The 25,601-nt window shown below is 46.4% G+C and carries 30 protein-coding genes; all 30 read right to left on the bottom strand.

The features are described from left to right. Window positions 1–3 precede the first annotated feature (3 nt). Window positions 4–1,077 (bottom strand): protein-glutamate methylesterase/protein-glutamine glutaminase, encoded by a 1,074-nt coding sequence (locus MHB72_RS09750; RefSeq protein WP_020451410.1) that lies wholly within the window; start codon window positions 1,075–1,077, stop codon window positions 4–6. Continuing rightward, complete coding sequence (locus MHB72_RS09745; RefSeq protein ID WP_020451409.1) at window positions 1,074–1,961, bottom strand: MinD/ParA family protein; 888 nt, start codon at window positions 1,959–1,961, stop codon at window positions 1,074–1,076. The genes MHB72_RS09750 and MHB72_RS09745 overlap by 4 nt, the downstream gene beginning before the upstream one ends. Window positions 1,962–1,963: 2 nt before the next feature. Next, a complete protein-coding gene (gene flhF / locus MHB72_RS09740) occupies window positions 1,964–3,076 on the bottom strand; it encodes a flagellar biosynthesis protein FlhF (protein WP_145929872.1) in 1,113 nt (370 codons plus the stop codon). Then, window positions 3,073–5,109, bottom strand: coding sequence for a flagellar biosynthesis protein FlhA (gene flhA / locus MHB72_RS09735; RefSeq protein ID WP_020451407.1), 2,037 nt, complete (start codon window positions 5,107–5,109; stop codon window positions 3,073–3,075). The genes flhF and flhA overlap by 4 nt, the downstream gene beginning before the upstream one ends. 33 nt (window positions 5,110–5,142) lie before the next feature. After that, on the bottom strand, window positions 5,143–6,222 hold the full coding sequence (flhB, locus tag MHB72_RS09730) for a flagellar biosynthesis protein FlhB (RefSeq protein ID WP_023857204.1): 1,080 nt from the start codon (window positions 6,220–6,222) through the stop codon (window positions 5,143–5,145). Continuing rightward, on the bottom strand, window positions 6,222–6,998 hold the full coding sequence (gene fliR / locus MHB72_RS09725) for a flagellar biosynthetic protein FliR (RefSeq protein WP_020451405.1): 777 nt from the start codon (window positions 6,996–6,998) through the stop codon (window positions 6,222–6,224). Before fliR ends, flhB begins: the two co-directional genes overlap by 1 nt. A gap of 7 nt (window positions 6,999–7,005) precedes the next feature. Beyond that, entirely contained in the window at window positions 7,006–7,275 is a 270-nt protein-coding gene (fliQ, locus tag MHB72_RS09720) for a flagellar biosynthesis protein FliQ (RefSeq protein WP_020451404.1), read from the bottom strand. 15 nt (window positions 7,276–7,290) lie between these two features. Next, the gene (gene fliP, locus MHB72_RS09715) at window positions 7,291–7,956 is read right to left on the bottom strand and encodes a flagellar type III secretion system pore protein FliP (RefSeq protein WP_020451403.1); all 666 of its coding nucleotides are present in this window, start codon (window positions 7,954–7,956) and stop codon (window positions 7,291–7,293) included. Beyond that, the gene (gene fliZ, locus MHB72_RS09710) at window positions 7,949–8,623 is read right to left on the bottom strand and encodes a flagella biosynthesis regulatory protein FliZ (protein WP_216920562.1); all 675 of its coding nucleotides are present in this window, start codon (window positions 8,621–8,623) and stop codon (window positions 7,949–7,951) included. Before fliZ ends, fliP begins: the two co-directional genes overlap by 8 nt. A 12-nt stretch (window positions 8,624–8,635) precedes the next feature. Beyond that, window positions 8,636–8,998 carry a response regulator gene (locus MHB72_RS09705; RefSeq protein ID WP_003181796.1) on the bottom strand — a complete coding sequence of 121 codons (363 nt, stop codon included), beginning with the start codon at window positions 8,996–8,998 and terminating at the stop codon, window positions 8,636–8,638. A gap of 26 nt (window positions 8,999–9,024) precedes the next feature. Then, complete coding sequence (fliY, locus tag MHB72_RS09700; protein WP_020451401.1) at window positions 9,025–10,161, bottom strand: flagellar motor switch phosphatase FliY; 1,137 nt, start codon at window positions 10,159–10,161, stop codon at window positions 9,025–9,027. After that, complete coding sequence (gene fliM, locus MHB72_RS09695) at window positions 10,151–11,149, bottom strand: flagellar motor switch protein FliM (protein ID WP_020451400.1); 999 nt, start codon at window positions 11,147–11,149, stop codon at window positions 10,151–10,153. Before fliM ends, fliY begins: the two co-directional genes overlap by 11 nt. Window positions 11,150–11,184: 35 nt before the next feature. Further along, window positions 11,185–11,616, bottom strand: coding sequence for a flagellar basal body-associated protein FliL (gene fliL / locus MHB72_RS09690; protein WP_020451399.1), 432 nt, complete (start codon window positions 11,614–11,616; stop codon window positions 11,185–11,187). After that, a complete protein-coding gene (locus MHB72_RS09685; protein WP_003181786.1) occupies window positions 11,613–11,828 on the bottom strand; it encodes a flagellar FlbD family protein in 216 nt (71 codons plus the stop codon). The genes fliL and MHB72_RS09685 overlap by 4 nt, the downstream gene beginning before the upstream one ends. A 42-nt stretch (window positions 11,829–11,870) precedes the next feature. Then, window positions 11,871–12,662 (bottom strand): flagellar basal body rod protein FlgG, encoded by a 792-nt coding sequence (gene flgG / locus MHB72_RS09680; protein ID WP_340902501.1) that lies wholly within the window; start codon window positions 12,660–12,662, stop codon window positions 11,871–11,873. Between the two features lie 27 nt (window positions 12,663–12,689). Beyond that, a complete protein-coding gene (flgD, locus tag MHB72_RS09675; RefSeq protein ID WP_144497632.1) occupies window positions 12,690–13,157 on the bottom strand; it encodes a flagellar hook assembly protein FlgD in 468 nt (155 codons plus the stop codon). Then, window positions 13,157–14,539, bottom strand: coding sequence for a flagellar hook-length control protein FliK (locus tag MHB72_RS09670; protein ID WP_195536291.1), 1,383 nt, complete (start codon window positions 14,537–14,539; stop codon window positions 13,157–13,159). The genes flgD and MHB72_RS09670 overlap by 1 nt, the downstream gene beginning before the upstream one ends. A 1-nt stretch (window position 14,540) precedes the next feature. Beyond that, window positions 14,541–15,155, bottom strand: coding sequence for a MotE family protein (locus tag MHB72_RS09665; RefSeq protein ID WP_080131372.1), 615 nt, complete (start codon window positions 15,153–15,155; stop codon window positions 14,541–14,543). A 13-nt stretch (window positions 15,156–15,168) separates the two neighbouring features. Then, window positions 15,169–15,612, bottom strand: coding sequence for a flagellar export protein FliJ (gene fliJ / locus MHB72_RS09660; RefSeq protein ID WP_020451394.1), 444 nt, complete (start codon window positions 15,610–15,612; stop codon window positions 15,169–15,171). Between the two features lie 2 nt (window positions 15,613–15,614). Next, on the bottom strand, window positions 15,615–16,928 hold the full coding sequence (gene fliI, locus MHB72_RS09655; RefSeq protein ID WP_065644130.1) for a flagellar protein export ATPase FliI: 1,314 nt from the start codon (window positions 16,926–16,928) through the stop codon (window positions 15,615–15,617). Then, window positions 16,928–17,695 carry a flagellar assembly protein FliH gene (gene fliH / locus MHB72_RS09650; protein WP_216920560.1) on the bottom strand — a complete coding sequence of 256 codons (768 nt, stop codon included), beginning with the start codon at window positions 17,693–17,695 and terminating at the stop codon, window positions 16,928–16,930. Before fliH ends, fliI begins: the two co-directional genes overlap by 1 nt. Next, the gene (gene fliG / locus MHB72_RS09645) at window positions 17,679–18,695 is read right to left on the bottom strand and encodes a flagellar motor switch protein FliG (RefSeq protein WP_020451391.1); all 1,017 of its coding nucleotides are present in this window, start codon (window positions 18,693–18,695) and stop codon (window positions 17,679–17,681) included. The genes fliH and fliG overlap by 17 nt, the downstream gene beginning before the upstream one ends. A gap of 13 nt (window positions 18,696–18,708) precedes the next feature. Continuing rightward, window positions 18,709–20,310 (bottom strand): flagellar basal-body MS-ring/collar protein FliF, encoded by a 1,602-nt coding sequence (gene fliF, locus MHB72_RS09640; protein ID WP_020451390.1) that lies wholly within the window; start codon window positions 20,308–20,310, stop codon window positions 18,709–18,711. Between the two features lie 50 nt (window positions 20,311–20,360). After that, window positions 20,361–20,678, bottom strand: coding sequence for a flagellar hook-basal body complex protein FliE (gene fliE / locus MHB72_RS09635; RefSeq protein WP_020451389.1), 318 nt, complete (start codon window positions 20,676–20,678; stop codon window positions 20,361–20,363). Between the two features lie 13 nt (window positions 20,679–20,691). Further along, window positions 20,692–21,144, bottom strand: coding sequence for a flagellar basal body rod protein FlgC (gene flgC, locus MHB72_RS09630; RefSeq protein WP_020451388.1), 453 nt, complete (start codon window positions 21,142–21,144; stop codon window positions 20,692–20,694). Then, window positions 21,144–21,533 (bottom strand): flagellar basal body rod protein FlgB, encoded by a 390-nt coding sequence (gene flgB, locus MHB72_RS09625; RefSeq protein WP_216920558.1) that lies wholly within the window; start codon window positions 21,531–21,533, stop codon window positions 21,144–21,146. The genes flgC and flgB overlap by 1 nt, the downstream gene beginning before the upstream one ends. 351 nt (window positions 21,534–21,884) lie before the next feature. Then, window positions 21,885–22,664: a GTP-sensing pleiotropic transcriptional regulator CodY gene (codY, locus tag MHB72_RS09620; RefSeq protein ID WP_003181756.1), complete on the bottom strand. Its 780-nt coding sequence runs from the start codon at window positions 22,662–22,664 to the stop codon at window positions 21,885–21,887. A 38-nt stretch (window positions 22,665–22,702) separates the two neighbouring features. Then, a complete protein-coding gene (gene hslU / locus MHB72_RS09615) occupies window positions 22,703–24,106 on the bottom strand; it encodes an HslU--HslV peptidase ATPase subunit (protein ID WP_020451385.1) in 1,404 nt (467 codons plus the stop codon). 16 nt (window positions 24,107–24,122) lie between these two features. Next, on the bottom strand, window positions 24,123–24,668 hold the full coding sequence (hslV, locus tag MHB72_RS09610; protein WP_020451384.1) for an ATP-dependent protease subunit HslV: 546 nt from the start codon (window positions 24,666–24,668) through the stop codon (window positions 24,123–24,125). A gap of 13 nt (window positions 24,669–24,681) precedes the next feature. Then, a complete protein-coding gene (xerC, locus tag MHB72_RS09605; RefSeq protein WP_020451383.1) occupies window positions 24,682–25,596 on the bottom strand; it encodes a tyrosine recombinase XerC in 915 nt (304 codons plus the stop codon). Between the last annotated feature and the right edge of the window lie 5 nt (window positions 25,597–25,601).

Below are 25,601 nucleotides of genomic sequence, written 5' to 3'. Positions count from 1 at the left end.
GAGTCACGCCCTCTCTTTTTTCATATACGTCATAATGGCTGCGGCAATCTCATCAACATGCTTGATGTCGTTTGCAAGCCCGTTGTTAATGACCGATTTCGGCATTCCGAAAACGACGGACGACTCGGCTGCTTCGGCGATCACCGTTCCGCTTCCATGTTTCAAAAGGCCTTTTACGCCTTCTGTTCCGTCGCTTCCCATCCCCGTCATAATGACGGCGATTTTTTCAAACTCCCGAAGTGAGGCCAGGGAATGGAACAAATAGTCAACAGAAGGCTTGTGACGGCTCTCTGTGTCGCGGTCATCGAGCGTGATCACCAATTCGCCCTTTTCAAGGCCGACTGCCATGTTTTTCCCTCCGGGGGCAATGTAAACCCAGCCGTCTTTCGCTCTCTCACCGTTTTCAGCCTCCTTCACGGTTACTTCTGAGAGGTGGTTCAGCCTGTTCGCTAATGAGGCTGTAAACCCCTTTGGCATGTGCTGAACGACAAAAACAGGCGCCTTCAACGTTTTGGGAAGCTTGGGAAGCACTCTTTGCAGCGCTCTCGGTCCCCCTGTCGATGTACCGATGCAGATGAGCTGTTTTCCAGCCCGAACACGGACTGAATCGCTGCCGCTCACCGGCGGCCGCTTTGCCGTCTCGATGGCGGGTTTTGAAATCGGAACAGGCCGGCCTTTCAGTTTCACCCGCCCTGCTGTCAACACTTTCTCAATCAGCATGTCTCTTACTTTATATAAATCAATTGAAATTGAACCCGACGGCTTTGCGACGAAATCGATCGCCCCCAGCTCAAGACATTCGATCGTGATATCAGCCCCCTGCTGCGTCAGACTCGATACCATAACAACCGGAAGCGGATCGCTCGCCATGATCCTTTTCAATGTTTCTTTTCCGTTCATCACAGGCATTTCAATATCCAATGTGATCACATCCGGGCGGAGCTCCTTGATTTTTTGGAGCGCTTCCTCGCCGTTTCTTGCCGTTCCTGCTACAGCAATCTCGTGATTGGATGTTAAAAACTTGGTGATCATGTTTCTCATAAAAGCAGAGTCGTCAACGACAAGAACACGAATCATAATGTATTGCCCCTCCTCAGGAATGAAGATAATTTATCGATAAAGGACCGGTTTTCGCCTATTTCCGTTCTGCCGTTATCAAGCAGCGATTCTGCCAGCAGGTAAACCGCCCTGCTCGGCTTGGAACGCGGGTTCTTCATCAGAAACGGCTGCTGCTCCACAACGGCTCTTGGTACCAGGGGATCCTCAGGAATCGGCCCTGCATATGCAAGCTTTTGCTGTAAAAAAGCGTTTACCGTGTTGGAAAGGCGGAGAAAGGCGGAAATACCGTCTTTTTGGGTTGTACAGCGATTGACAGCGACTTTCAGCTGAAGATCGCGTCCCGTTAATGCCAAATGCTTGATCGCGCTGTAAGCGTCCATGATCGATGTCGGCTCCGGCGTGGTGACGACCAGAATTTCATCCGCTGACAGGACGAATGGCAGCTGATCTTTCGACAGCCCTGCTCCCATATCAAATATGACATAATCGAAGCTTATCAAAGCCCGCGTTAATTCTTTCAGAAAGAACGCCCAGTTTTCCCCGTTCAATTCGAACATCGCATCCAGTCCCGTTCCGCCCGAAATGTATTGAAGGCCACGCGGACCGGCTGACAAGGCGCGCTCAAACGGTATTTTTTGCTGAAGGAGATCCATCACGGTGCAGAGCGATTGCCGGCCGATCAAAATATCGATGTTCCCCATTCCGACATCTAGATCGATCAACAGCACGCTCTTTCCTTTTTCTAAGAAGGCGAGAGCCGTATTCAGCGATATATTCGACTTCCCGACGCCTCCTTTTCCACTCATAACAGCGAGCGTTTTCGCTTTTGGATGAGCGACAGGGGCGGGCGGTTCGGCGAAGCGCTGCCCCATCCGCCTTCGTAAGCTTTCTGCCTGATCCATGTTCAACACCCCGTAAGCAGTCTGACAAATGATGCATTTGACAAGTAGCGGATATCTTCCGGAACATTTTGTCCGTTTGTCATATAGCCGAGGCCGATTCTCGATTCGGCGAGCAGATTCATGACGCTTCCCAATGAATCGGTTTCATCCACTTTTGTGAATATCAACTGATCGATCGGAATGCTTGAGAACTGCTTAATGAGCTCCTTCATATCCTCGTACTTGCTCGTCGCGGACATGACGAGAAACGCCTGTATCTTACGCTCAAACGGAATGATTTCCTTCAGCTCCCTGACATATTGCCCGTCTTTGAAATTCCGGCCCGCCGTATCGATAAAGACGTGGTCAAAATCGGCGAACTTTTGCTGGGCCGCTTTAAATTCTTCTTTCGTGTAGCACACCTCGAGCGGCGCATTCAGAAGCTCGGCATATGTCCTGAGCTGTTCAACCGCTGCAATCCGGTACGTATCCGTCGTGATAAAAGCGATTTTTTTCTGCTTTTCCAGCACGGAAGAAGCGGCAAGCTTTGCCAATGTCGTCGTTTTGCCGACTCCGGTCGATCCGAAGAGCACGACATATTGGGAATGAATCGCCACGTCCTGTTCCCGATTATCGGGAAGAAGATCGGCCAAAGCATCTGTTAAGTGGGCCAGCGCCTTTTTATCCGTCCATTCTTCGCCGTTTTTTAAAGAAGTGCTGATCAACCGGCCGAGCGCTTTCGTACGGATGGCCGGCGATACCCCTTGCTTTGCCAGAAGCTGGTCCGCCTTTTTCAGCGGCTCAGGCAGCACATCAACAGGCTGCTCATGATGCCGCATTTCCAGCAGTTCTTTCAGCTCTTTCACTTGGCTTGCCAAATCGAGGTGGTCCGGCTGCGGGACAGGCGAAGGGCTTTGTTCACGTAAAACTGGCTTTTGCCGCTCCGGTTTCCTCGCGTCGGAAAAGTCCTGGTCGACAACCGCAATCACTTCAACCCCGGCTTTTTTCACAAAGCCGAGAAATTTTCTCGTATGAATTTTTTTAGAATTCAAGATTACGGCGTCATTCCCGAGCTCTTGTATAATTTGCTTTGTGGCTTCCTGCATAGAACCAGCTACAAATTTTTTAATTTTCATTGAATATCCACCACTCCGATGCTTTGAACTTCTACATTGGCTTCCAGTTCGTTATAAGAAAGAACCGGCAGATCAGGGAAATAGCGCTCTAACAGCTGTTTGACATACATTCTGACAGGCGGTGAACATAGAAGGATCGGCACTTCCTGCCTTAATGAGAGCTGTTCGATTTCTCTTGCTACAGATTGAATGATATTTTCGGATAATGCAGGTTCAAGAGATAAAAAGTTGCCGTGTTCCGTCTGCTGAATTCCTTCCGCCACGGCCTTTTCGACGCGGCCCGAACACGTCACCACTTTCAGCGTCTCATTTTCCTTCGCATATTGGGCGGTGATCTGCTTGGCAAGCGCCTGTCTTACATACTCGGTCAGCATATCTGAATCCGTCGTCAGCTTTCCGTAGTCGGCCAGTGTTTCAAAGATTGTCACCAAGTTCCTGATCGATACTTTTTCTTTCAGAAGTTTGGCCAGCACTTTCTGAATATCACCGACAGACAGCGGATTCGGCGAGACCTCTTCGACCAGTACAGGATAAGATTCTTTCAAGTGGTCGATCAGCTGTTTTGTTTCCTGTCTTCCGATCAGCTCATGGGCGTGCTTTTTCACCTGCTCTGTAATGTGGGTCGACACGACTGAAGCCGGATCGACAACCGTATATCCGAGCATTTCGGCCTGATCTTTCTGAGATTCCGGTATCCATTTTGCCGGGAGGCCGAAGGACGGTTCGATCGTGTCAATTCCTTCGATCTGATCGTCTTCGCCTGTCGGAGACATCGCCAAAAAGTGATCGAGGAGAAGCTCGCCTTTTGCGACTTCGTTTCCTTTAATTTTGAGCCTGTACTCGTTCGGCTGAAGAGCGATGTTATCCCTGATTCTGACGACCGGAATGACGAGACCGAGTTCAAGCGCAAGCTGACGCCTGATCATGACGATTCTGTCTAAAAGGTCGCCGCCTTGATTTGCATCTGCAAGCGGAATCAATCCGTAGCCGAATTCAAATTCGATCGGATCAATATCGAGCAGATGAACGACGCTTTCGGGACTTTTTAATTCGTCCACTTCAGCTTCTTCCTCAAGGATATCCTCCACTTTTTCCTTCTCTTCACCGGCTTTGGAGAGCGTATAGCCGCCGATGGCGAGAAGAAGAGCCAGAGGACCTGTCAGGAGAATGCCGATCGGTGTGAAAATCCCGAGCAGCAAAATCGTTCCCGCCGTCACATACAAAAGCTTTGGATAAGCAAACAGCTGGCCTGTAATATCGTGTCCGAGGTTCCCGTCCGACGCTGCTCTTGTGACGACGATACCCGTCGCCGTTGAGATCAAGAGCGCAGGCAGCTGAGATACGATCCCGTCGCCTACAGACAAGAGCGTAAAGTGTGAAGCGGCTTCCTGAATGCTCATTTGTTTTTGCAGCATGCCGATGACAATTCCGAAAAGGACGTTAATGAGGACGATGATGATCCCTGCGATCGCATCCCCTTTCACGAATTTGCTCGCACCGTCCATCGCGCCGTAGAAGTCGGCTTCACGGGCCACTTTCTCACGGCGCACTTTCGCTTCCTGTTCGGTCACCATTCCGGCGTTCAAATCGGCATCAATGCTCATCTGTTTCCCCGGCATGGCGTCGAGCGTGAATCTGGCAGCAACTTCAGAAACCCGTTCCGCCCCTTTCGTTATGACGATAAATTGGATAATGATCAAAATGATAAAGACAACGAGACCGACCAAAACGTTTCCGCCGACAACGAAAGACCCGAACGTCTCGACTACTTTTCCCGCATCTCCGTTGGACAGAATCGAACGTGTCGTCGATACATTCAGCCCGAGGCGGAACAGCGTCAAGAGGAGCAGCAAAGAAGGAAATATCGAAAATTGCAGCGGTTCTTGCATGTTCATTGTGGTGAGAAGCACGATTAACGCAAGAGAAATATTCACGATAATTAAAACGCTCAACAACCATGGTGGAAAGGGTATGATAAGCATTGCCACAATGAGGACAACGCCTGATAAAACTGATAAATCTCTTGCTGACATGCTGTTTCTCTCCTTTTAAAACTGAAAAATTCACTAGATTTTTTGCTTTGTTTTGTAAACATACGCCAGGATTTCGGCTACGGCCTTAAAGAATTCTTCCGGAACGGCCTGGTCGATCTCAACCTGGTCATAAAGCGCCCTCGCCAAAGGTCGGTTCTCGACTGTCATGACATCGTGTTCTTTGGCGATCTGCCTGATTTTCAGAGCCATCAGATCGACCCCTTTTGCGATGATAAACGGCGCATCCATTTTGTTTTCGTCATATTTCAGCGCGACGGCGTAATGGGTCGGGTTTGTGATGATGACATCCGCTTTTGGCACATCCTGCATCATGCGGCGCATCGCCATTTCCTTTTGCTTCTGCTTGATCTTCGACTTAATCAGAGGATCGCCTTCGGTTTTTTTGTATTCGTCTTTAATGTCCTGTTTTGACATGCGAATATTTTTTTCATAATCAAATTTTTGATAGAGGTAATCGAGCACCGCGAGAAAAATCAGGGCGACTGCAGCGGAAACCCCCATTAAAAAGGTGAGCCAGCCGACATATGACAAAGCCTCGCCCGCGGACAGCGCCGGGATTCTGAGAATTTTGTCAAAGTTCAGCCATAGAACGGCGAATGTCACGCCGCCGACAATCACGATTTTTAAAATCGATTTAAGCAGTTCAACGATCGCTCTGATGCTGTAAATCCGCTTGAATCCTTTAAGCGGGTCAAGCTTTTTCAAATCAGGCTTGATCGCTTCAGGGGCAAATAAAAACCCGACTTGCATATAGTTGCTCAAGACCCCGGAGACGACGGCTGTCAGCAAAAGCGGTGCCATAATGAAGCCAGATTCAAGCACAAGACTTTGAAACAGGCCGGGAATATTGGCGACTGACACCTTCATCGTGATCAACTCTTTGTAATACTTTTCGATCAGTGCGAGCAGGCGGTCTCTCATAAAAGGTCCGACGAATAAAAACGCTAAAAACACGATAAGAAGCGTAACCGCTGTATTGACATCTGCGCTTTTGGCAACCTGTCCTTTTTTTCTGCTTTCCCGCCGTTTTTTCGGCGTCGCTTTTTCCGTTTTTTCACCTGCGAAAAATTGCAAATCCAACGTCAGCTTCATCATGCCACCCCAAGCAAAGTTAATAGATCTCTCATTGTCCGAATGGCAAATTCGAAGACGTGCTGCATCATGCTGAACATAACGGCCATGCAGATGATGAGCATGATAAAGGTGATTGCGATTTTCAAAGGAAGCCCGACGACAAACACGTTGAGCTGCGGCACCGTTCTCGCCACAATCCCCAATGCCAGATCGACTAAAAACAAACAAGCCACAACAGGCGCAGACAATTGAAATGCTGTTATAAACATCGTGTTGAAGCTCTTTGCAATAAACTCGGCAAATCCTTCGCTTCCAAACGACAGCGCCATCTTATCGACCGGGATGTATTGATAGCTGTAATAAATCCCGTCAAGCAGGAGATGATGCGCATTCAGGCTCAGCATGAGGAGCAGCGCCAACGTATATAAAAACTGGCCGACAAGCGGGCTTTGCGCTCCTGTCTGGGGATCGATCACATTCGCCACCGCAAATCCCATTTGAAAATCGATGAATGATCCGGCGATTTGAACGGCCGAGATCATCATGTAGGCGATCAGCCCAAGCAGAAGCCCGATCAGCGCTTCCTTCATGGCCAACATCATGTAAACTCCGTCAACATCAAGCTGAGGAGGCTTTTCAATCGCCTGAAAACTGACGAGCGCAAGAAAAAATGCAAAACCTATTTTATGAACGGCAGGAATTGACCGATAAGAAAATAGAGGCACCGTTACATAGAATGCTGTGATTCTGACAAATACAAGTAAAAAGGCTGGAAATGATTCAATTATTGACATGTTAAAACTACCCTGCAAAACGGTTTAAATTAGAGAACAGCTCAGTCGCGAATGATAAAATCGTCGACAGCATCCACGGGCCGAAAATGACGAGCCCGACCAAAACGGCGACGATTTTCGGAATGAATGCAAGAGTCTGTTCCTGTATTTGGGTGGTTGCCTGAAAAACGCTGACGATCAGCCCGACGAGAAGAGCGAGCGCCAAAAGCGGCCCGCTGATAAGCAATGTAACGTATACAGCCCTTTCAGCCATCGATATAACAAATTCTGAATTCATGTATTAGCACCTACTCTAAAAGCTTTGCAGCAAAGATTTAACGATTAAATACCAGCCATCTACAAGCACAAACAGCAAAATCTTAAACGGCAGTGAAATCATGACCGGCGGAAGCATCATCATCCCCATCGACATCAAAACACTTGCCACAACCATATCGATAATCAGAAACGGTATAAATATCATAAATCCCATTTGAAACGCGGTTTTCAATTCCGAGATGACAAACGCGGGAACCATCGTTGAAAGCGGAATATCTTTAATGGATTCAGGCGTCTCCATCTTTGCGTAATTCATAAATAAAGCCAGATCTTTCTGTCTTGTATGCTTGCTCATAAAGGTTTTGATCGGGGTTTCCGCTTTTGTGTAAGCTTCATCCAAGGTGATTTTATTGTTCATTAACGGCGTCAGCGCTTCTTTATTAATCTCGGAAAAAGTCGGCCCCATAATGAAAAATGTCAGAAACAGTGCAAGTCCGATCAGCACCTGGTTTGGGGGCATTGACTGTGTTGCCAACGATGTCCGGACAAAGGACAATACGATGACAACCCTTGTGAAACACGTCATCAGGATCAAGATCCCCGGAGCGATCGAAAATACTGTCAAAAGCAGCAAGAGCCGGACGCTGGCGCTGACGTTTGCCGCATCGCTTGAATTAAATAAATCCATAAACTCATTCATGTTGATTTTGGCCTTTCTTTCTGCCTTCTGCGCGATTTTGTTTCAGTTCCGCGAGCTGTGCTTTTAACGACTCGGAAAAAGATGCTGTGCCGCTTTGCTTTTGCACGCCTGGAACTTTGACTTGATCCATCCATTTCTGCCACTCAATCTTGCTGTTCATCGCAGCTTCATGCTGCGTGAGAATTTCTTTATATTCCTTTTCATCATCGATCTCTTTCAGCAGCTGGATATTATCGCCGACACCGACGACCAGCACCCTGTTCCCTACTTTAATCAGCTGTACGGACTTGTTTTGCCCGAGCGAAGTTCCGCCGATGTTTTCGACATACTGGAAGGGTTTTAACAGGCGGTTGCGTTTATTCATGAATTTGACCAAAGCGTAGATCAGAAAAATGACGAACAGTAACGCGCCGATCATTTTCACAAAATCAAATATGGAAACGGAAGGAGACGGGGGTTCGGCCTCCGCCTCTTCCTTAAGAGAACTTTTTTCCTCGGTTTTGTCTTTGTCTTTTGCTTTTTCTTTCTCTTTGCCCACACCTTTTTGCTCAAACAGATGGTCAACGGTCTGATCCCCCGATTCCTCTGCGAGAGCCGGAGCGTACGGCAGCACGAGAAAGGCAAATAGACAAAGGCCGGCTATGAAAATAAGAGGTTTCTTAAACAAGTTGTACACCCTTTAGCTTAGCGTTTTATTGATCGCTTCCATGACGCGGTCAGCCTGGAACGGTTTGACGATAAAGTCTTTCGCTCCCGCCTGAATAGCGTCGATAACCATCGATTGCTGGCCCATTGCCGAACACATGATGATTTTTGCCTGCGGATCGATTTCCTTGATTTCTTTAAGAGCCGTGATTCCGTCTTTTTCCGGCATCGTGATATCCATTGTGACAAGATCAGGTGAATGCTCTTTATATTTTTCAACAGCCTGCGCTCCGTCTTGCGCTTCTGCGACGACTTCAAAGCCGTTTTTCACTAAAATGTCTTTAATCATCATTCTCATAAATGCTGCATCATCAACTACTAAAATCTTGTAAGCCATTATTAATCTCTCCAATCAATCTGTTATTATCGTAATTTGCTGATTCGTTCCGCCTGACTTAAAATGTCTGTCACCCTGACGCCAAAGTTTTCATCGATGACGACGACTTCGCCTTTGGCAACGACGCGCTGGTTGACCAGGATGTCGACAGGCTCGCCTGCGAGTTTGTCAAGCTCAATGATACTGCCGGTTGACAGTTCAAGCACCTCTTTGACGCTGCGGTTTGTCCTCCCCAGCTCGACTGTGACGGACAAAGGAATATCCATGAGCATGTCAAGGTTTTGAAGGTGCGGCTGCGCGTCAGTCTGAGGGGCAAAGGATTGAAACTCTGCCGGTGCCACCTGCACAGGCTCTGAAACTTTTGCCGTCCCTTGCCGTTTAGGCGCAGGCTCCTGTCTTTGTGTCTGAGCAGGTGCCGGACTCGGACTAGGCGCCGGGTTTTCCTGTACGGGCGGCTGCTTTACCTCTTCAGTCTGCACAGGCTCTTCTCCGCCGTCCTGATTCGTTAATTCATCGATCAGGTCTTTTGCAAAGGTCAGCGGATAAAGCTGCATAATATGCGAATCGATCAGTTCTCCGACTTTCAGTCTGAAAGATACTTTGACGAGCGGGTCCTCTTTCGGAATTTGCTCTGTTCCTTCCCCTTCATTCACATCAAGGAGGTCAACTTCCGGCGGAGAAATATCAATCTTCTTGCTGAAGACGGTGGACATCGACGTCGCTGCGGAACCCATCATTTGGTTCATCGCTTCCTGAACGGCGCTTAGATGAATTTCGCCAAGCGACGGATCTGCGTTCGTCCCGTCTCCACCCATCATCAAATCAGCGATGATCGCGGCATCTTCCTGCTTGATGACGAGAAGATTATTTCCTGAAAAACCTTCCGTATAGCTCACACCGATTGAAACATACGGGTGCGGGAACTCATCATTTAAATGGCTTTTTTCAATCACCGAAACAGTCGGTGTTGTAATTTCGACTTTTTGATTCAATAAAGTGGACAAAGCTGTTGCAGAGCTCCCAAAGGAAATGTTTCCGATTTCCCCGATCGTATCCTGTTCCATCAGGGACAACCCTGATTCCGGCTGCTCTTGAGCCGTATCATCGCCGCCTTTAAGCAGCGCATCAATTTCATCCTGTGATAACCTATTGTTATTCTCCATATTCTTCACCTCTTATGTCGTGATCTAGAATTTGAATCGCAGTCTTTCGATTCATTCGGCCGGCTTGTGCTAGAAATTTCGGTTTATCTCCGACCAAAACAGTAAGAGGTTCTGCTACTGATTTGTCCAAAGTGATACAATCTCCAATTTCTAAATTTAAAAACTCTTCAATGGTTAATTCCGATGATCCGAGTTCTGCGACAATTGGAATTCGCGCCGTCATAATCCGCTTTTCTATCGACTTTGTTTCCTCCGGTTTTGGTTCAATTCTGTCTGATTGCATCCAGTAGTGAACGGAAAGCTTAGGAATGATCGGTTCCAGGACGACGTGCGGGATGCACAGGTTGATAACCCCGCTGATGTCTCCTATTTGCGTGTTCAGCGAAATGACAACGACCGTCTCATTCGGCGATACCATTTGCACAAACTGCGGATTCACTTCAAAATCGGACATTTCCGGCTCGATTTCCGTGATGGATTCCCACGCATCTTTATAATTCGAGAGGCAGCTTTCAAATAAATTGGACATGATTTTCGTCTCAATTTCCGTCATGCTGTCAATTTTGTTGTGGCTCGAACCGATCCCGCCCATCACCCGGTCCATCATCGTATAGGCGATGGTCGGGTTGATCTCCATCATGATTCTTCCTTCAAGAGGGCGAACCTCAAACAGATTGAGGATCGTCATATTCGGAATGGATCTGATGAATTCCTCATAAGGAACCTGATCAACCGAGCTGACCGAGATCTGGATATAGGTTCTCAGCTGAGCCGAGAAATAAGTCGTTAGCAGCCTTGCAAAGTTATCATGAATCCTTGTCAAGCTGCGGATCTGATCCTTTGAAAAGCGGAGCGCCCGTTTAAAGTCATAGACTTTTACTTTTTTAACGGACTCTTCTTTTTTCAGCTCGTCGGCGTCCATTTCACCTGTCGATATCGCTGAAAGCAGTGCATCGATTTCATTTTGGGAGAGTACTTCTCCTGCCATCTGTTTTCACCTCCATGGTTCTGTCATCTATGTTCCTACTGCAGATTAAAGGAGGTAATGTATACAGTTTTCACTTTTCCCTCTTTCATGTAGTTCGTGTTCAGCTTTTCTTTCAGCTGCTCTTTAAATTTTTCTTTTCCTTTTTGTCCTTCAAGATCATCTGCGTTCGTGTTTGCCAAAAGGGAGATGACTGAATCTTTAATTTGGAAATCCCGCTTTTCAAGCTCTTCTTTCGCCTCTTTCGAATCGGTTTCAAGCTTGATTGACAAACGGACCACATTGTCCGATTTCAAGTTTGTCGTGATTTCGGCGACTTCAACTGATGATTCGACCACTTCATCGATCGAAGGTTCTTTCGTTTGATCTTTTTCACTTGCGCTTCCCTTAATGACAAAGAACGCAGCGGTTCCTAACACAGCAATTGCCAGAATAATCGTCAGCATAATTCCTAGAAGTTTTTTATTCATTCAGATTCCTCAATTCTTTGGTCACAAGAAAGTATTTGGATTTTTTGATAGAATGACACGATTGTATCCACAACTGTATCTTCATCTTCTTTGACAACAAACTTTTTTCCGTTTGACAGCGTAATTGTCGTATCCGGAAAACATTCAATTTGCTCAATGAATAGCGCGTTCAGAATAAAAGGCTGTCCGTTTAATCGCGTAACTTTGATCATGTGTTATCAAGAGGCGCCTTTACGAGGGCGCCTCCTTCCCTCCTATCGCTTCAGATTGACGAGTTCCTGAAGAATTTCATCAGAGGTTGTAATGATTTTCGCATTGGACTGGAAACCGCGCTGCGCGATAATCATTTCGGAAAACTCTTCTGAAAGGTCGACGTTCGACATTTCAAGCGCACTCGTTTGAATCTTTCCTGAGCCGCCTTCTCCAGGCACGACGACTTGCGGAGCTCCAGAACTCAATGTTTCGCGGTAAAGGTTGTCTCCCGCTTTTGACAAGCCGGATGTGTTGCTGAATGTCGCAAGCGAGATTTGGCCGGCGGTCTGGTTCTCGTTGTTTTGATCGACATAAGACACGGTTCCGTCAGGTGCGATGCTGAAGCTTTGCGCGTCTTGCGGGATATTGATTCTTCCGTTGTTGGCCGTTAAGACGAACAGCCCATCAACAGTGACGAGGTCACCTTCATCAGAAAGGTAGAAGTTTCCGGATCTTGTGTAGTATTCTTCTTCTCCTGTTCCAACTCGGAAGTAGCCGTCTCCTGTAATGGTCATGTCAAGCTGGCGGCCTGTTGTTGAAGGCGCTGCGTTTGTATGAATGATATCGATCGATCCGATCGTTGCACCGAGCCCGACCTGCTGGCCGTTGACAGAACCGCGATTTGCAGTAGACGACGACGCACCGGAAAGCTGTTGGCTGACAATATCTTTAAACGTAACCCGGCTTTTCTTATAGCCTGCCGCATTGACATTCGAAATGTTGTTTGCCACGACATCAAGCTTTGTCTGAAAGTTTTTCATGCCGCTGATTCCTGAATATAGTGAACGTAACATAATTATTCCTCCCTGAATTATCTGTTTTTATTTGTCAGAATGGCTTACCGCCGTCACATTCCACGGATTGACTTCGGTTCCATCGTCAAGGACAAGCAGATACTGTCCGTCTGAGCTTTTAACTGATTTGACGAGCGCCGTTTTCTCTTCGCTGTCTTCGCCTTCATAAGTAACTTCTTTTCCGATCCAGCTGACATACATCGTCATCGGGTCCTGAAGTCCGACAAACGTCGACATCGTTGAGTTTAGATTCGTTAGTTGCTCAAGGCTTGAAAAGGTCGCCATTTGCGCAATGAATTCACGGTCTTCCATCGGATTTAAGGGGTCTTGGTACTGCAGTTGTTTCATGAGCAGTTTCAAAAATTCATCCTTGCCAAGGTTGGAGCCGCTCCCTGCTTTCTCGGCTTTTTTTGCCTCGGACAAATAATTGGATGTCGTTGATTTTGTGTTTGTTGTCCCTATGGCAGTTCTTGTATCAATTGAAGTGTCAGGCATTAGATCTCCTCCTCGCTGTCCTGTGATCGAGTCTCGATAAGATCATCCAAAAACTCCTGAAAGCCCTCATTTTCCTGCTCTTTTTGCTGATCTTGCTTCGGCTGCTGCTGGTTTTTCTGTTCGTCCGCCAGCTGTCCGAAGGTCTGATCACCGTTTTGAAGCGGTACACCGAAGCGGTCAATTTGTACAGACATGTTGGGCAGCGCCTGTTTAAGATGCGCGAGATTGTGTTCGAGCAGCTCTTTAGCCGACTGGGTCGATGCGATGATTTTGCTCGAAAACATCCCGTGCTGTTTGACGAGTTTGATCGTGATAAAGCCAAGATTTTCAGGATTCAGGCGGATCGTGAAACTGCCTGTCGATCTGCCGAACGGTGTATACTTCATCTGTTTCCATGAGCTGAGAATTTGTTCTGAAAAGCTTTTCGGCTGAGCGGAAGATTCCTCTGCCGCCGAAGTTTGGAGACCCTGGATCAGCACTGCGCCTGTCCGATGATTAGCCAGTACAGAGGGTTGAATCGGCTGTTCCTTTTGGCCTTGCTTTCCTTCAGTTTGAATTTCCCTTCCGTTCAAAACAAAGGACAACGGCTTCTCAGAAAGAGAGACATCGGTTTTTTTGCTCATGAGCATTGCCTTTAGTTCGCTTTCCGCCATTTTCCACTCTTTTTGATCCGGTTCAGCGTTTGCGTTCATCATCTGCTCCATTACACTTTTCAAGCTTTTCAGCTCGGCGTTTGACATGGACAAAAGCTGCGACTCACCCGGATCTTTTGTGAAAAATTGGCGTTTAAGTTCATCAATCAGCCCTTCTGTTCCCGCCTTTGTCTGAAGAGCGGCGAGAAATTCCGGCGCTTGTTTCAATATTTCTGCGATTTGTGAAGTTTTGAGTGCCGGTTGATTTTCATTTACGATCACAGCGAGCAGCTGCTGAATCTGACCAAGAATTTGCAGGTCAGTCAGTTTCGGCTCTTCTGTCCCGCTTTCGTCAGCAGGCACAGCTTCAATAGCATCAGCTGTTTTGCCTGATTGTCCAGGCAGAGCGGCATTTTCAAGCAGCTCTTTTATTTGCTGTAACAGCTGTTCTGCCAATGCGAGTTCATCCGGAGATGGATTCAGCTCTTCAACATGCTGGAGGGAATTCAACCAGTCTTCATTGAAGGAGCCGCCTTCATTATTTAAAAGCCATTGCTTCAGTTCATGCAAAAGCCCTTCCAATGACGTGTCCTGAGAAGGTTCTTCTCCCTTTTGAAAAGGGGAAAGTGAGCTGTTTTCCTTTTGGAGCACATTTTGAAAGAGTCCGCCCAGGGGCGTCCTGCTCGTTTTTGCAGTTGCGGTATCCGCCGCAGGCTTGGCATCAAAAGAGATTGCGTCAAAAAGCCTCAAGCTATTCCCCCCCTTCTTTTTTCTTTTCATTTTTCGCTTCGTTTTTCACAAGCTTTTCTGTGAATACAGCCGCTTTATCAGGAGACATTTTGGAGAGGATCTCAGTCACTTTCTTTTTGCTTAAAGAATCTAAAATGTTGATTGCCTCTTCTTCTTTTAATTCGCTTAAAATTTTTGCAGCTTTATTGCTTTGCATGCTTTCATAAATTTTGACGACTTTTTTTCCGTCTCCTTGACCTTCGGCGTTCTTTTCTTTCTGCTCTTTTTCATCTTTTTCCGTTTTTTCGAACGAGCTGATTTTTTGTTTCAGCCTTTTAATCTCTTGATCACTCGTTTTCAAGTCACTCGTCAGCGTTTCGATTTCGCTTTTTTGTTCATCGATCGTCTTTTGGAGCTTTTCTGCTTTGTTCTCCTGCTGCTTTGCTGCGTGATCTTTGTCCTGATCCTCGCCGTTTTTCACAAGCTCTTTAACAACGGGGATTTTGGAGGCTGCATCCTGGAAATTGACGCCCAAAAGCCACATGCCGACAAACGCTGCAACGATTAAAAAGATCAGCGGAATGACGATGACAAACAAAAATGTCTGAAATTTACCGGCTTTTTTTTCTTCGGTCATCGTTTTTCTACCCCTAGCTTCCTTGAGTTATGTACTGGGCAATGGAGATATCGTCCATTTCCTTTAACTCATTTGCTTTGTTTTGCAGCGAATACATTTCAAACTGCTTTTCTTTCATTTTTTCAAATTTTTTCAGCTCGATATTTTTTTCCGTCAGATCGTGCTGTTTTTCATTCATTTCATTTCTCTTCATCATGACGAGCTTTTGATAATGGTAGATAGTCGTTTCAAGATTTGTGACAAATTGCTGATAATGCCGCATTTCCTGAACGCTCATTCCTGTCTGCATCTTGATTTCCTTGTTCTTTTCTAGCGTTTCTTTTTGGTTCATGCTTTCATACAGCTTTTCCGCAACCTTTTCGAATTCGGAAACTGAGTGCTGATATTCAGCGAATGATTGGTCTTTTTCATTTTCTTTAAGCTCGAGGAGCTTTTGAAATTTAAATGAATAAGCCATTCTTAATCCTCTCTTCCTGTAAGACTCTTTAATAAAGAAATGCTCTCTTCCAGCGACGCCGCTTCATCCACTTCCTGCTTGAGGAAGCTGATCAGCTTAGGGTGGAATTGTATGGCCTCATCAATTTCTCTGGAAGACCCTTTTTTATAGGCTCCTATGTTGATCAGGTCCTCTGAGTTTTGATAGGTTGACAGCATTTCCCTGAACCGGTTCGCTGCTCTTATATGATCTTTCCCGGCGATGTTTGACATCACCCTGCTGATGCTTTTTAAAATGTTGACTGCCGGAAACTGGCCTTTATTCGCAAGGCTCCGGTCAAGAACGATATGACCGTCCAAGATTCCCCTGACAGTATCGGCGATCGGTTCATTCATATCATCACCGTCGACAAGAACCGTATAGAAAGCAGTTATTGACCCGTTTTCCGTCGTTCCTGTTCGTTCTAAGAGCTTAGGTAAAATAGCGAACACTGAGGGTGTATAACCTTTCGTCGTCGGCGGTTCGCCCGTCGCCAGGCCGATTTCCCTCTGAGCCATGGCAACCCTTGTCACCGAGTCCATCATGAACATCACGTTTTGTCCTTTGTCGCGGAAGTACTCGGCAATCGCTGTTGCTGTATAGGCCGCTTTCAGCCGCATCAATGCCGGCTGGTCGGAAGTAGCCACTACAACGATCGTGCGTTTTAGCCCTTCTTCGCCGAGATCTTTCTCAATGAACTCTCTGACTTCGCGGCCCCGCTCTCCGACAAGAGCGATGACATTCAAGTCTGCGGCCGTCTCTCTTGCAATCATGCCCATGAGCGTGCTTTTTCCGACGCCGCTTCCGGCGAATATCCCGACACGTTGTCCTTTTCCGACGGTCAGCAGACTGTCGATTGATCTGACGCCGACCGCCATTTTTTCTCTGATTGGCGGCCTTTTCATCGGATTAGGCGGCGCCTGGTCTGTCGAAACTTGAGCCAAACCTTTCGGAAGCGCGCTGCCGTCGAGCGGATTGCCGAATGCATCGACAACTTGCCCGATCAAGCCGGAGCCGACTTTGACTCTGAGCGATTCTCCCGTCGCTTCGACAATGCTGCCGGGTGCAATATTGGCCGCTTCCAAATATGGCATCAGAAGAATATTTTGGTCTTTGAAACCGACGACCTCAGCTTTGATGGCCTTTGGCCCGTCACCTTTTGTATAGATTTTGCAGACATCGCCGATTGAGCATTCAGGTCCTTTGGATTCAATCATCAGGCCGACCGCTTGTTTGACTTTTCCGTAACGTTTGTAGGAGTCTGCGGTTTCTATACATTCAAGCAGCTGCTCAAGCATCACTGGACAACACCTGCCGTTTCAAGCAGGCTGAGCAGTTTTTGTTTCAGCTGCTGTAATTGAGTGTCGATTCCTGCATCAATTCTTCCGAAAGCCGTTTCAACATAGCACGTTCCTTTCGGCGCTTTTTCATCGGCGTATATCACGAGATGGGCGCCATATTGGAGGAGCTGCTCAAGTTCGTTTTTGTGGCTTTGAACCTCTGTGTAATACTCCGGATCCACATAGACGGCAATGTCATCGAACTCCTTCATTTCGGACAGCACCTGTTTGACGAGGGCTGAAAAAGCTTCTTTGTCGTCAGCTTTTTGATTCCAAACTTTTTTAGCCAGCGACACGGCAAGTTCGACAATTTCTTCGGAAGATTGTTCGATTTTTTCTTCATAGTCACGCCTCGCCGCTCCGACGATGGCATTAGCTTCATCCAAATAGGATTGATAAGTGCTTTGGGCCTCGGCCTTTCCCTGTTCAAACCCCGCTTGAAAGCCTTCTTGTTTCGCCTGGTCTATCAGCGCTTCGCGTTCTGTTTCCCAGCTTATCCTTTCCTCTTCGATTTGCCGTCTGACCTGTTCGAGTTCAGCGTTCGCTTTTTCGTATATTTTCCCGGCTTCCTGTCTGGCATGATCGAGGAGGAATTCCGGATCCTGTCCGGTATCAAGTTCGGTTTCTGTTTCAGGAAGTTTGACTTCCTTTAATGAAATCGTCCGCCTTTCTTTTGGCGGTATTGATGATAATCGCTGTTTAATAATGTTAGACAATGATATCATCTCCTCCGCCTCTGGCGATTACGATCTCACCTGCTTCTTCAAGTCTTCGGATGACGCTTACGATTCTGGATTGAGCTTCTTCTACGTCACGCAGACGCACAGGGCCCATGAATTCCATTTCTTCTTTAAATGTTTCAGCCATACGCTGCGACATATTGCTGAAGACGATGTCTTTGACCTCTTCGCTGGCCACTTTGAGGGAGAGAAGCAGATCGTCGTTTTCCACATCGCGGATAACCCTTTGAATGGCGCGGTTATCAAGCGTAACGATATCTTCAAAGACGAACATCCGCTTTTTAATCTCGTCGGCAAGCTCAGGATCCTGGATTTCAAGGGAGTCAAGGATCGTTTTCTCCGTACCTCTGTCAACTCCGTTCAACACTTCGACAACGGCTTCAATACCGCCGGTCTGCGTGTAGTCCTGAGTGAATGTGGAGGATAGCTTTTGCTCCAAAATCTGTTCGACTTCATTGATGATTTCCGGCGACGTCCTGTCCATGACAGCGATCCGTCTTGCAACCTCTGCCTGCACATCCTGATTCAGTTCTGATAATATCTGACCGGATTGCACGGGATCGAGATAAGACAGAATCAATGCGATCGTCTGCGGATGTTCATGCTGGATAAAGTTCAGAATCTGCTCGGGATCCGCTTTTCTGGCAAAATCGAACGGTCTGACTTGAAGAGACGATGTCAACCTGTTGATAATGCTGGCGGCTTTGTCTTCGCCGAGCGCTTTGTCAAGCACCTGCTTGGCGTAGTGAATGCCGCCTTGTGATATATATTCTTGAGCAATAGCCGTTTCATGAAATTCCTGAATAATTTCATCTTTTTTCTCTGGTGATACAGCTCTGACATTTGATATTTCAAGCGTCAGCCTTTCGATTTCTTCATCTGTTAAATGCTTGTAAACGGAAGCTGACACATCAAGCCCTAAGGATATCATGAGAATGGCCGCTTTTTGTTTGCCTGTAAGCCTGTCTTGTTTCATTTTTGCCATTTCAATACTCCTCCTAATCCTCGGTCAGCCAGCTGCGCAACAATTTGGCGAATTCTTCAGGCTTATCTTTCGCCATTTTTTCAAGCTGTTTTCGTCTGACAGTTTCTTCCGTCTCTTTTTCATTGTTCACATCAGCAACACGAATCGGTTCCTGAGGCGTTTCATACCATTCTTCCTCGTATTCGTCATCTCTATTTTTACGTCTTCTGACAAGCCAGATGATGAGGCCGATTACAGCAACAAGCGCTGCTCCACCTGCGATGTAAATCCACATCGGTATGCCGCCTGTTTCCGTTCCTTCATCGATTGTCTGCTTGCCGTCGAACGATTGGACAGAAACAACGATTTTATTTTCAATATCCTCATCTGTCAGCGGCTCTTCTTCATACTTCTTGTCGATCGATGTTTTCACAATGGTTGAGAGGATTTTTTTAATATCATCTTCTCTTTCAGCAGGCAGTGACTGCGGGTTCTTCGCATCAGGCGGTTCAACCATGACCTGGACGCCCAGATCTCTGATTTTGTACGGACTTTCGGCGATTTCTTTATGGATTTTGTTGACTTCATTGTTGATTCGTTCTTCGCTTTTTTCGTAGTCTCCGTTGCCTGTTCCGCCTTCTGTCTCCGCATAGTTTGTTACATCGTTTTCACCTGTTCCGTTGACGCCTCCAGCTTGCGCTCCCTGTCCGGAATACGTTTCACTGACGCGCTCTGCGCTGACCGTGATCCCTTCCATATTTTCTTTGTCGACAGGTTCAACCAGATCTTCCGTCCTGTTTTCTTTTGTGAAGTCGATGTCGGATGTTACGGATACAACTACTTTATCCTGTCCCATCATCGTGCCGAGCATGGTTTGAATTTGTCTCTGCAGGTCCTTTTCGATCTGAGCTTTGACTTGCCTTTGTGAAGAGTAGCTGTCAGCGTATGAACCTGAATCTTTGCCGGTTTGATCGTAATACGTGGAGTTTTGATCCATGATCACGATGTTTTCCGGATCAAGGTTCGGCACGCTTTTCGATACGAGATGATAAAGGCCGTTGATTTCATTTTGATCAAGCGTGTGGCCGGGCTTCACCTGAAGAACAATCGAAGCGGATGCTTCCGGCTTTTCCTCTCCGACAAAGACGGATTCCTTCGGCAGGTTAATCATGACCTTTGAATCTTTAATCCCGTCTATTCCTTTGATGAGGTTGGAAAGCTCGGTTTGCGTTGCTTTCACTTTCAATACGTCAAATTCGTTGTCCGTCATACCGAAACCGGCATTTTGACCAAAGAACGAATAATCGATGCTTCCGCTTTTCGGAAGACCCTCTGCCGCAAGATCGACTTTCAGCCCGTCGACTTTTTCTTCCGGAACTTTAATGACTGAACCGTCAGCTGCAACCTCAGATGGAACACCTTTTTCATCGAGCACTTTTTTGATTTGGCCGGTTTCTTCAGCTGACAAGTCTTTATAGAGCGGCACCATTTTATTCGACGAAGCAACAATTCCAATGATGATTGACAGGATCACTGCCAGAGCGACGATGCCGATCATCAAAAACTTCTGCAGCTTTGATCTGTTTTTCCAAAAATCTGTTATTTTCGTTTTGATTTGCAATAAAGTACGATTCATCTTACTCCCCCGGTAGTTACACTAATTCTCTTCGCTTTCAGACTCCTTTCTTACATTTGCATTCTCATGATTTCCTGATAAGCTTCAACCGCTTTGTTGCGGAATTCCGTCGCAGCCGTCAATGTAATATTTGCCTTCTGGGCTGCAACCATCACTTCATCAAGGTTGACATCCTGACCGAGAGCAAGCGCGTTTGTCAGTTTATCAGATTCATTTTGAGATTGATTCAAAGCATTGATAGAATCTTTCAGCACGTTGGAAAAGCTGACTTGGTTCTCTGAACCGTCCTGCTTGTTCGTGATCTGATTTGTTGCATTCGTTCCCGCCTGCACGGGTTGAATTCCAAATGGAGAGATTCCATTAACCATTCGTGTCATCACCCTACTTTCCGATTTCTAGTGCTTTCATCAGCATTCCTTTAGTCGCATTCATCGCTGTGACATTCGCTTCATATGACCTTGTGCTGCCCATTAAATCAACCATCTCTTTTAGCGGATCGACATTCGGCATCTGCACGTATCCGTCTTCGTTTGCGTCGGGATGCGTCGGATCATAAACGAGTTTAAACGGTGTTTTGTCTTCGCTGATCTTGGTCACCTTTACCCCTTCACCGACTCTCGCCGATGCATTCATCGATGATTGGAGCACGGATGAAAAAGATTCGCCTTTCGGAGCCGTCGATACAAGCTTTCTTCTATACGGCTGCCACTGTCCGTCGACCAGCTTCGCTCTTGTTGTGTCCATGTTTGCCAGGTTGGAAGAAACGGTATCCATTCTGACTCTCTGTGCAGTCAACGCCGAAGCTGAGATGTTGATGCTATTGAATACCCCCATTATTTACCTCCTGTAATCGCGGTCCGCAGTGAGTTGAATTTGCCGCTTATTCTTTCAACCAGCGCTTGATACTGGATTTGATTTTTCGCCATTTCACTCATTTCCTGATCAACGTCCACGTTGTTCCCGTTTTCCTGATAACTTGTATTCTTTCTCGACACAACTGAATAATTTGACTCATTCCTTTTGAAGTCAATGTGTCTATAGTCTGTTTTTATAGCGTTAATTCGGGAGGACTCCTCATTCAGCACATTTTTGAAGGATACTTTTTTCGCCTTGTAGTTCGGTGTGTCTACATTGGCCAGATTGTTCGTTATGACTTTTTGCTTAATGTTCGCTTGATTCAAGGCTCCCTCTAGTCTATGTATTGTTCCTGAAAATATATCCATCGCCAAATACCTCCAATCTTTTTCCATCTGTCTCAAAATCTTGTCGAGAATTGTAAAAACCATAAGCCTATTGTAAGGAATAATAGGCTTAAAGTCTATGATCTGGACGCAAAAAAAAATCGTAATAAATATCTATTTTATGAATAGGTATTTTGACCTAGATTGTAAGAACTATGTACTGTTACGTTTGTTAAAGTTTCAAAACATTATGTTAGTATATTTTTTATTCAAGCAACGCATTGATTCAGCACCGCATTTTAGTTGTTTTTGATATGAAAAAATTACGATAATATAGTTTAAAATGTGAAATAAAAAAAGCCGCAGAACGGCATGTTCTGCGGCTTTCGTCTTTTAATGAGACTTTAGTTTTTCTAATTCCATTAAAAATTTGTTGTTCAGGACTTTAATGTATGTGCCTTTCATCCCTAATGACCTTGATTCAATGACACCGGCGCTTTCAAGTTTGCGCAGCGCATTGACAATGACCGAGCGGGTGATGCCGACGCGGTCTGCAATTTTACTTGCGACAAGCAGACCTTCATTTCCGTCAAGCTCTTCAAAAATATGTTCAATTGCTTCAAGCTCGCTGTAAGATAATGAACTGATCGCCATTTGAACGACCGCTTTGCTGCGTGCTTCCTCTTCGATCTCTTCAGCTTTCTCTCTGAGAATTTCCATTCCTACGACCGTTGCGCCATATTCGGCAAGGATCAGATCGTCATCCTCGAATTTCTCCTGAAGGCGGGACAGAATCAAGGTGCCGAGTCTTTCGCCTCCTCCGATGATCGGAACGACTGTGGTCAGACCCGCTTGGAACAAATCGCGGTTTTCCACAGGGAAAGCCGTATATTCGCTGTTAATGTCAAGGTTGGATGAAGTTTCCGGAATGTTGAACAGACTTTTTGTATAGTCTTCAGGAAACTGACGCTCTTCAAGCATTTTTTTCATCCGGTCATTTTCGATCTGCTGGTTGATCGAGAAACCGAGAAGCTTTCCTCTGCGGCTGACGACGAAAATGTTCGAATCAATCACATCGCGAAGCGTTTCGGCCATTTCTTTAAAATTAACCGGCTTCCCTGCCGCATTTTGCAGCATTGCATTAATCTTTCTTGTTTTTTGTAATAAAGCCATAATAAATTGATCCTCCTAAATTACTCTTATTTAATTGTTTATAAAATAAACTGGCTTAAATCCTTATTCTTAGCGATCGAACCGAGCTTTTCTTCAACATATTGAGGCGTGATGACAACTTCCTCCATCGTCACATCCGGAGCCTCGAATGACAGTTCTTCCAAAAGCCGTTCCAAAATGGTGTGAAGCCTTCTCGCCCCGATATTGTCTGTGTCCTGGTTCACATGATAAGCCACTTCTGCAATCTTACGAATAGCATCGTCAGAAAATTCAAGAGATATACCTTCCGTCTTCAATAAAGCCTTATACTGCTTTAGAAGAGCGTTGTCAGGCTCAGTTAAGATTTTCACAAAATCATCGATGCTCAGCTTTTGAAGCTCAACGCGGATCGGAAAGCGTCCCTGCAGCTCTGGAATTAGATCTGAAGGCTTCGCCATATGGAATGCACCTGCAGCGATGAACAGCACGTGATCCGTTTTGACCGCACCGTACTTTGTCATGACGGTAGAGCCTTCTACAATTGGAAGAATATCGCGCTGCACGCCCTCTCTTGAGACGTCGGCCGATGAAGAAGCACCGCTCTTTTTGGCGATTTTATCGATCTCATCGATAAAGATGATTCCCGACTGTTCGGCTCTCAGGACGGCCTCCTGGGCAGCTTCGTCCATATCGATGAGCTTTGCCGCTTCTTCATTCGTCAGCACTTTTCGTGCTTCCCTAACCGTCAGCTTGCGGCGCTTTTTCTTTTTCGGCATCAGGCTGCTGAGCGCATCCTGCATGTTCATGCCCATCTGTTCCATACCCGAGCCTTGGAGCATATCAAACATGGATGGCTGCTGCTCCTCCACCTCCACGGTGACATAATGGTCTTCAAGCTCGCCGAGAGCAAGCTGATGTGCAATCCGCTTCCGGTTGTTTTCGATATCCGTGTCTTCATGCTTTTCCGCTTCATTCGTCTCTTGATCCTGATTTCCGCCAAACAGCATTTCAAAAGGATTTTTCGCACCTGACTGTTTTTTCCTTCCCGGTACAAGCAGGCGGACGAGGCGTTTATTTGCGTTTTCTTCGGCGATGCCTTTCACTTCGTTCATTTTTTCCTCTTTGACGAGGCGGATTGACGTTTCCACAAGATCCCTGACCATCGATTCAACATCTCTGCCCACATAACCGACTTCCGTGAACTTCGTCGCTTCGATTTTGACGAACGGAGCGCCGACGAGCTTCGCGATTCGTCTTGCAATCTCGGTTTTTCCCACACCTGTCGGACCCATCATCAATATGTTTTTCGGAACGATTTCTTCGCGCAGTTTTTCATCAAGAAGACTTCTTCTGTAGCGGTTCCTCAATGCCACGGCGACCGCTTTTTTCGCATCGAGCTGGCCGACGATGTATTGATCAAGCCTTTCGACGATCTGCCTAGGAGTCAGCGGCTTTTTTTCCATATGCCTCATATCCTTTCTATTCAAGTTCTTCTACAATGATCTGATCGTTCGTATACACACAGATTTCGCCCGCGGTTTCAAGTGAGGCCCTCGCAATCGCTCTTGCGTCAAGCTGGCCGCCTGCATGACGTTTCAACGCCCTTCCGGCTGCCAGGGCATAGTTTCCGCCTGAGCCGATCGCCAAAATGCCGTCGTCAGGTTCAATCACCTCGCCTGTTCCGGAAACGAGCAGCATGCTGTCAGCGTTCATGACGATCAGCATCGCCTCAAGCTTTCTGAGGACTTTATCGCTTCGCCACTCTTTTGCAAGCTCGACTGCCGCACGCTGTAAATTGCCGTTGTACTCTTCAAGCTTCGCTTCAAACATTTCAAAGAGCGTGAAAGCGTCCGCAACAGAACCGGCAAAGCCGGCAATGACTTTCCCGTTGAAGAGCTTTCTTACCTTTCTAGCGGTATGCTTCATGACGACAGCCTGACCGAACGTAACCTGGCCGTCTCCCGCCATCGCGCTTTTTCCGTTGTGCTGGACGGCGAATATCGTCGTTGCGTGAAAAGATGACATAAAAGAACCTCCTTTATTTCCCTTTATGCGCCCGAGGGTGATGAGACATATATGTCTTTCTGAGCATATCTTTAGATACATGCGTATACACCTGGGTTGAAGAAAGGTTTGAATGCCCAAGCAGTTCCTGAACGCTCCTGAGATCCGCACCCTCATTTAACAAATGGGTGGCAAAAGTATGGCGGAGCATATGCGGATGTATATGTAATGTACCCGAAGTCTTCTTGACCAGTTCTCCCAAAATGTAACGAACCCCCCTCGGGGTTAAGGGCCCGCCCCTTTGATTCAAAAAAATAAAAGGACAGGGCTCTTTCGCTTTTAACAGAAGGATGCGTCTTCCATTTTGCAAATACAGATCCAAAGCCTCCCGGGCGAATGAACCAAATGGAATATACCTTTGCTTCCTGCCTTTCCCGTGAACCAAAACCGTATCTAAAAACAGATCCAAATCGGATTCCTTCAGGCTGCAAAGTTCGCTTACCCGCATGCCTGTTGCGTAAAGAAGTTCCAAGAGCGCCTGATTCCTTTGACCGAGCGGTGTACTCAAGTCCGAAACCTCAAACAGTTCTTCAAGTTCTTTTTCATATAAAAATTTTGGAATCCGTTTATCCTGTTTCGGAAGACTGACAAGCAGAAACGGGTTTTCTTTTACCATCTTTTCCCTTAATAAAAATTTATAGAAGCTTCGCAGAGCCGAAATTTTCTTGCTGATCGTCCTGCGAGTAAGCCCTTTTTCATGCGCTTCCGTCAAGAAAATTCTCACATCCGGATAAGTCACGTCTTCAAAACCTTTTATGCCCTGAACTTGTAAAAAGCGTTCAAAGTCTTCAATAGAAGAAATGTAACCCACAATTGTATATTTTGAATAATTCTTTTCTATTTGTAAATATTCAATGAATAAAGTTAAAAAATTCTTAACATTTGCCATCATTA

Source organism: Bacillus sp. FSL K6-1284, assembly GCF_038002625.1.
GTDB classification, from domain to species: domain Bacteria; phylum Bacillota; class Bacilli; order Bacillales; family Bacillaceae; genus Bacillus; species Bacillus paralicheniformis.
The sequence above is the reverse complement of the archived record's forward strand: the minus strand, read 5'-3'. Positions and strand labels throughout refer to the sequence as shown.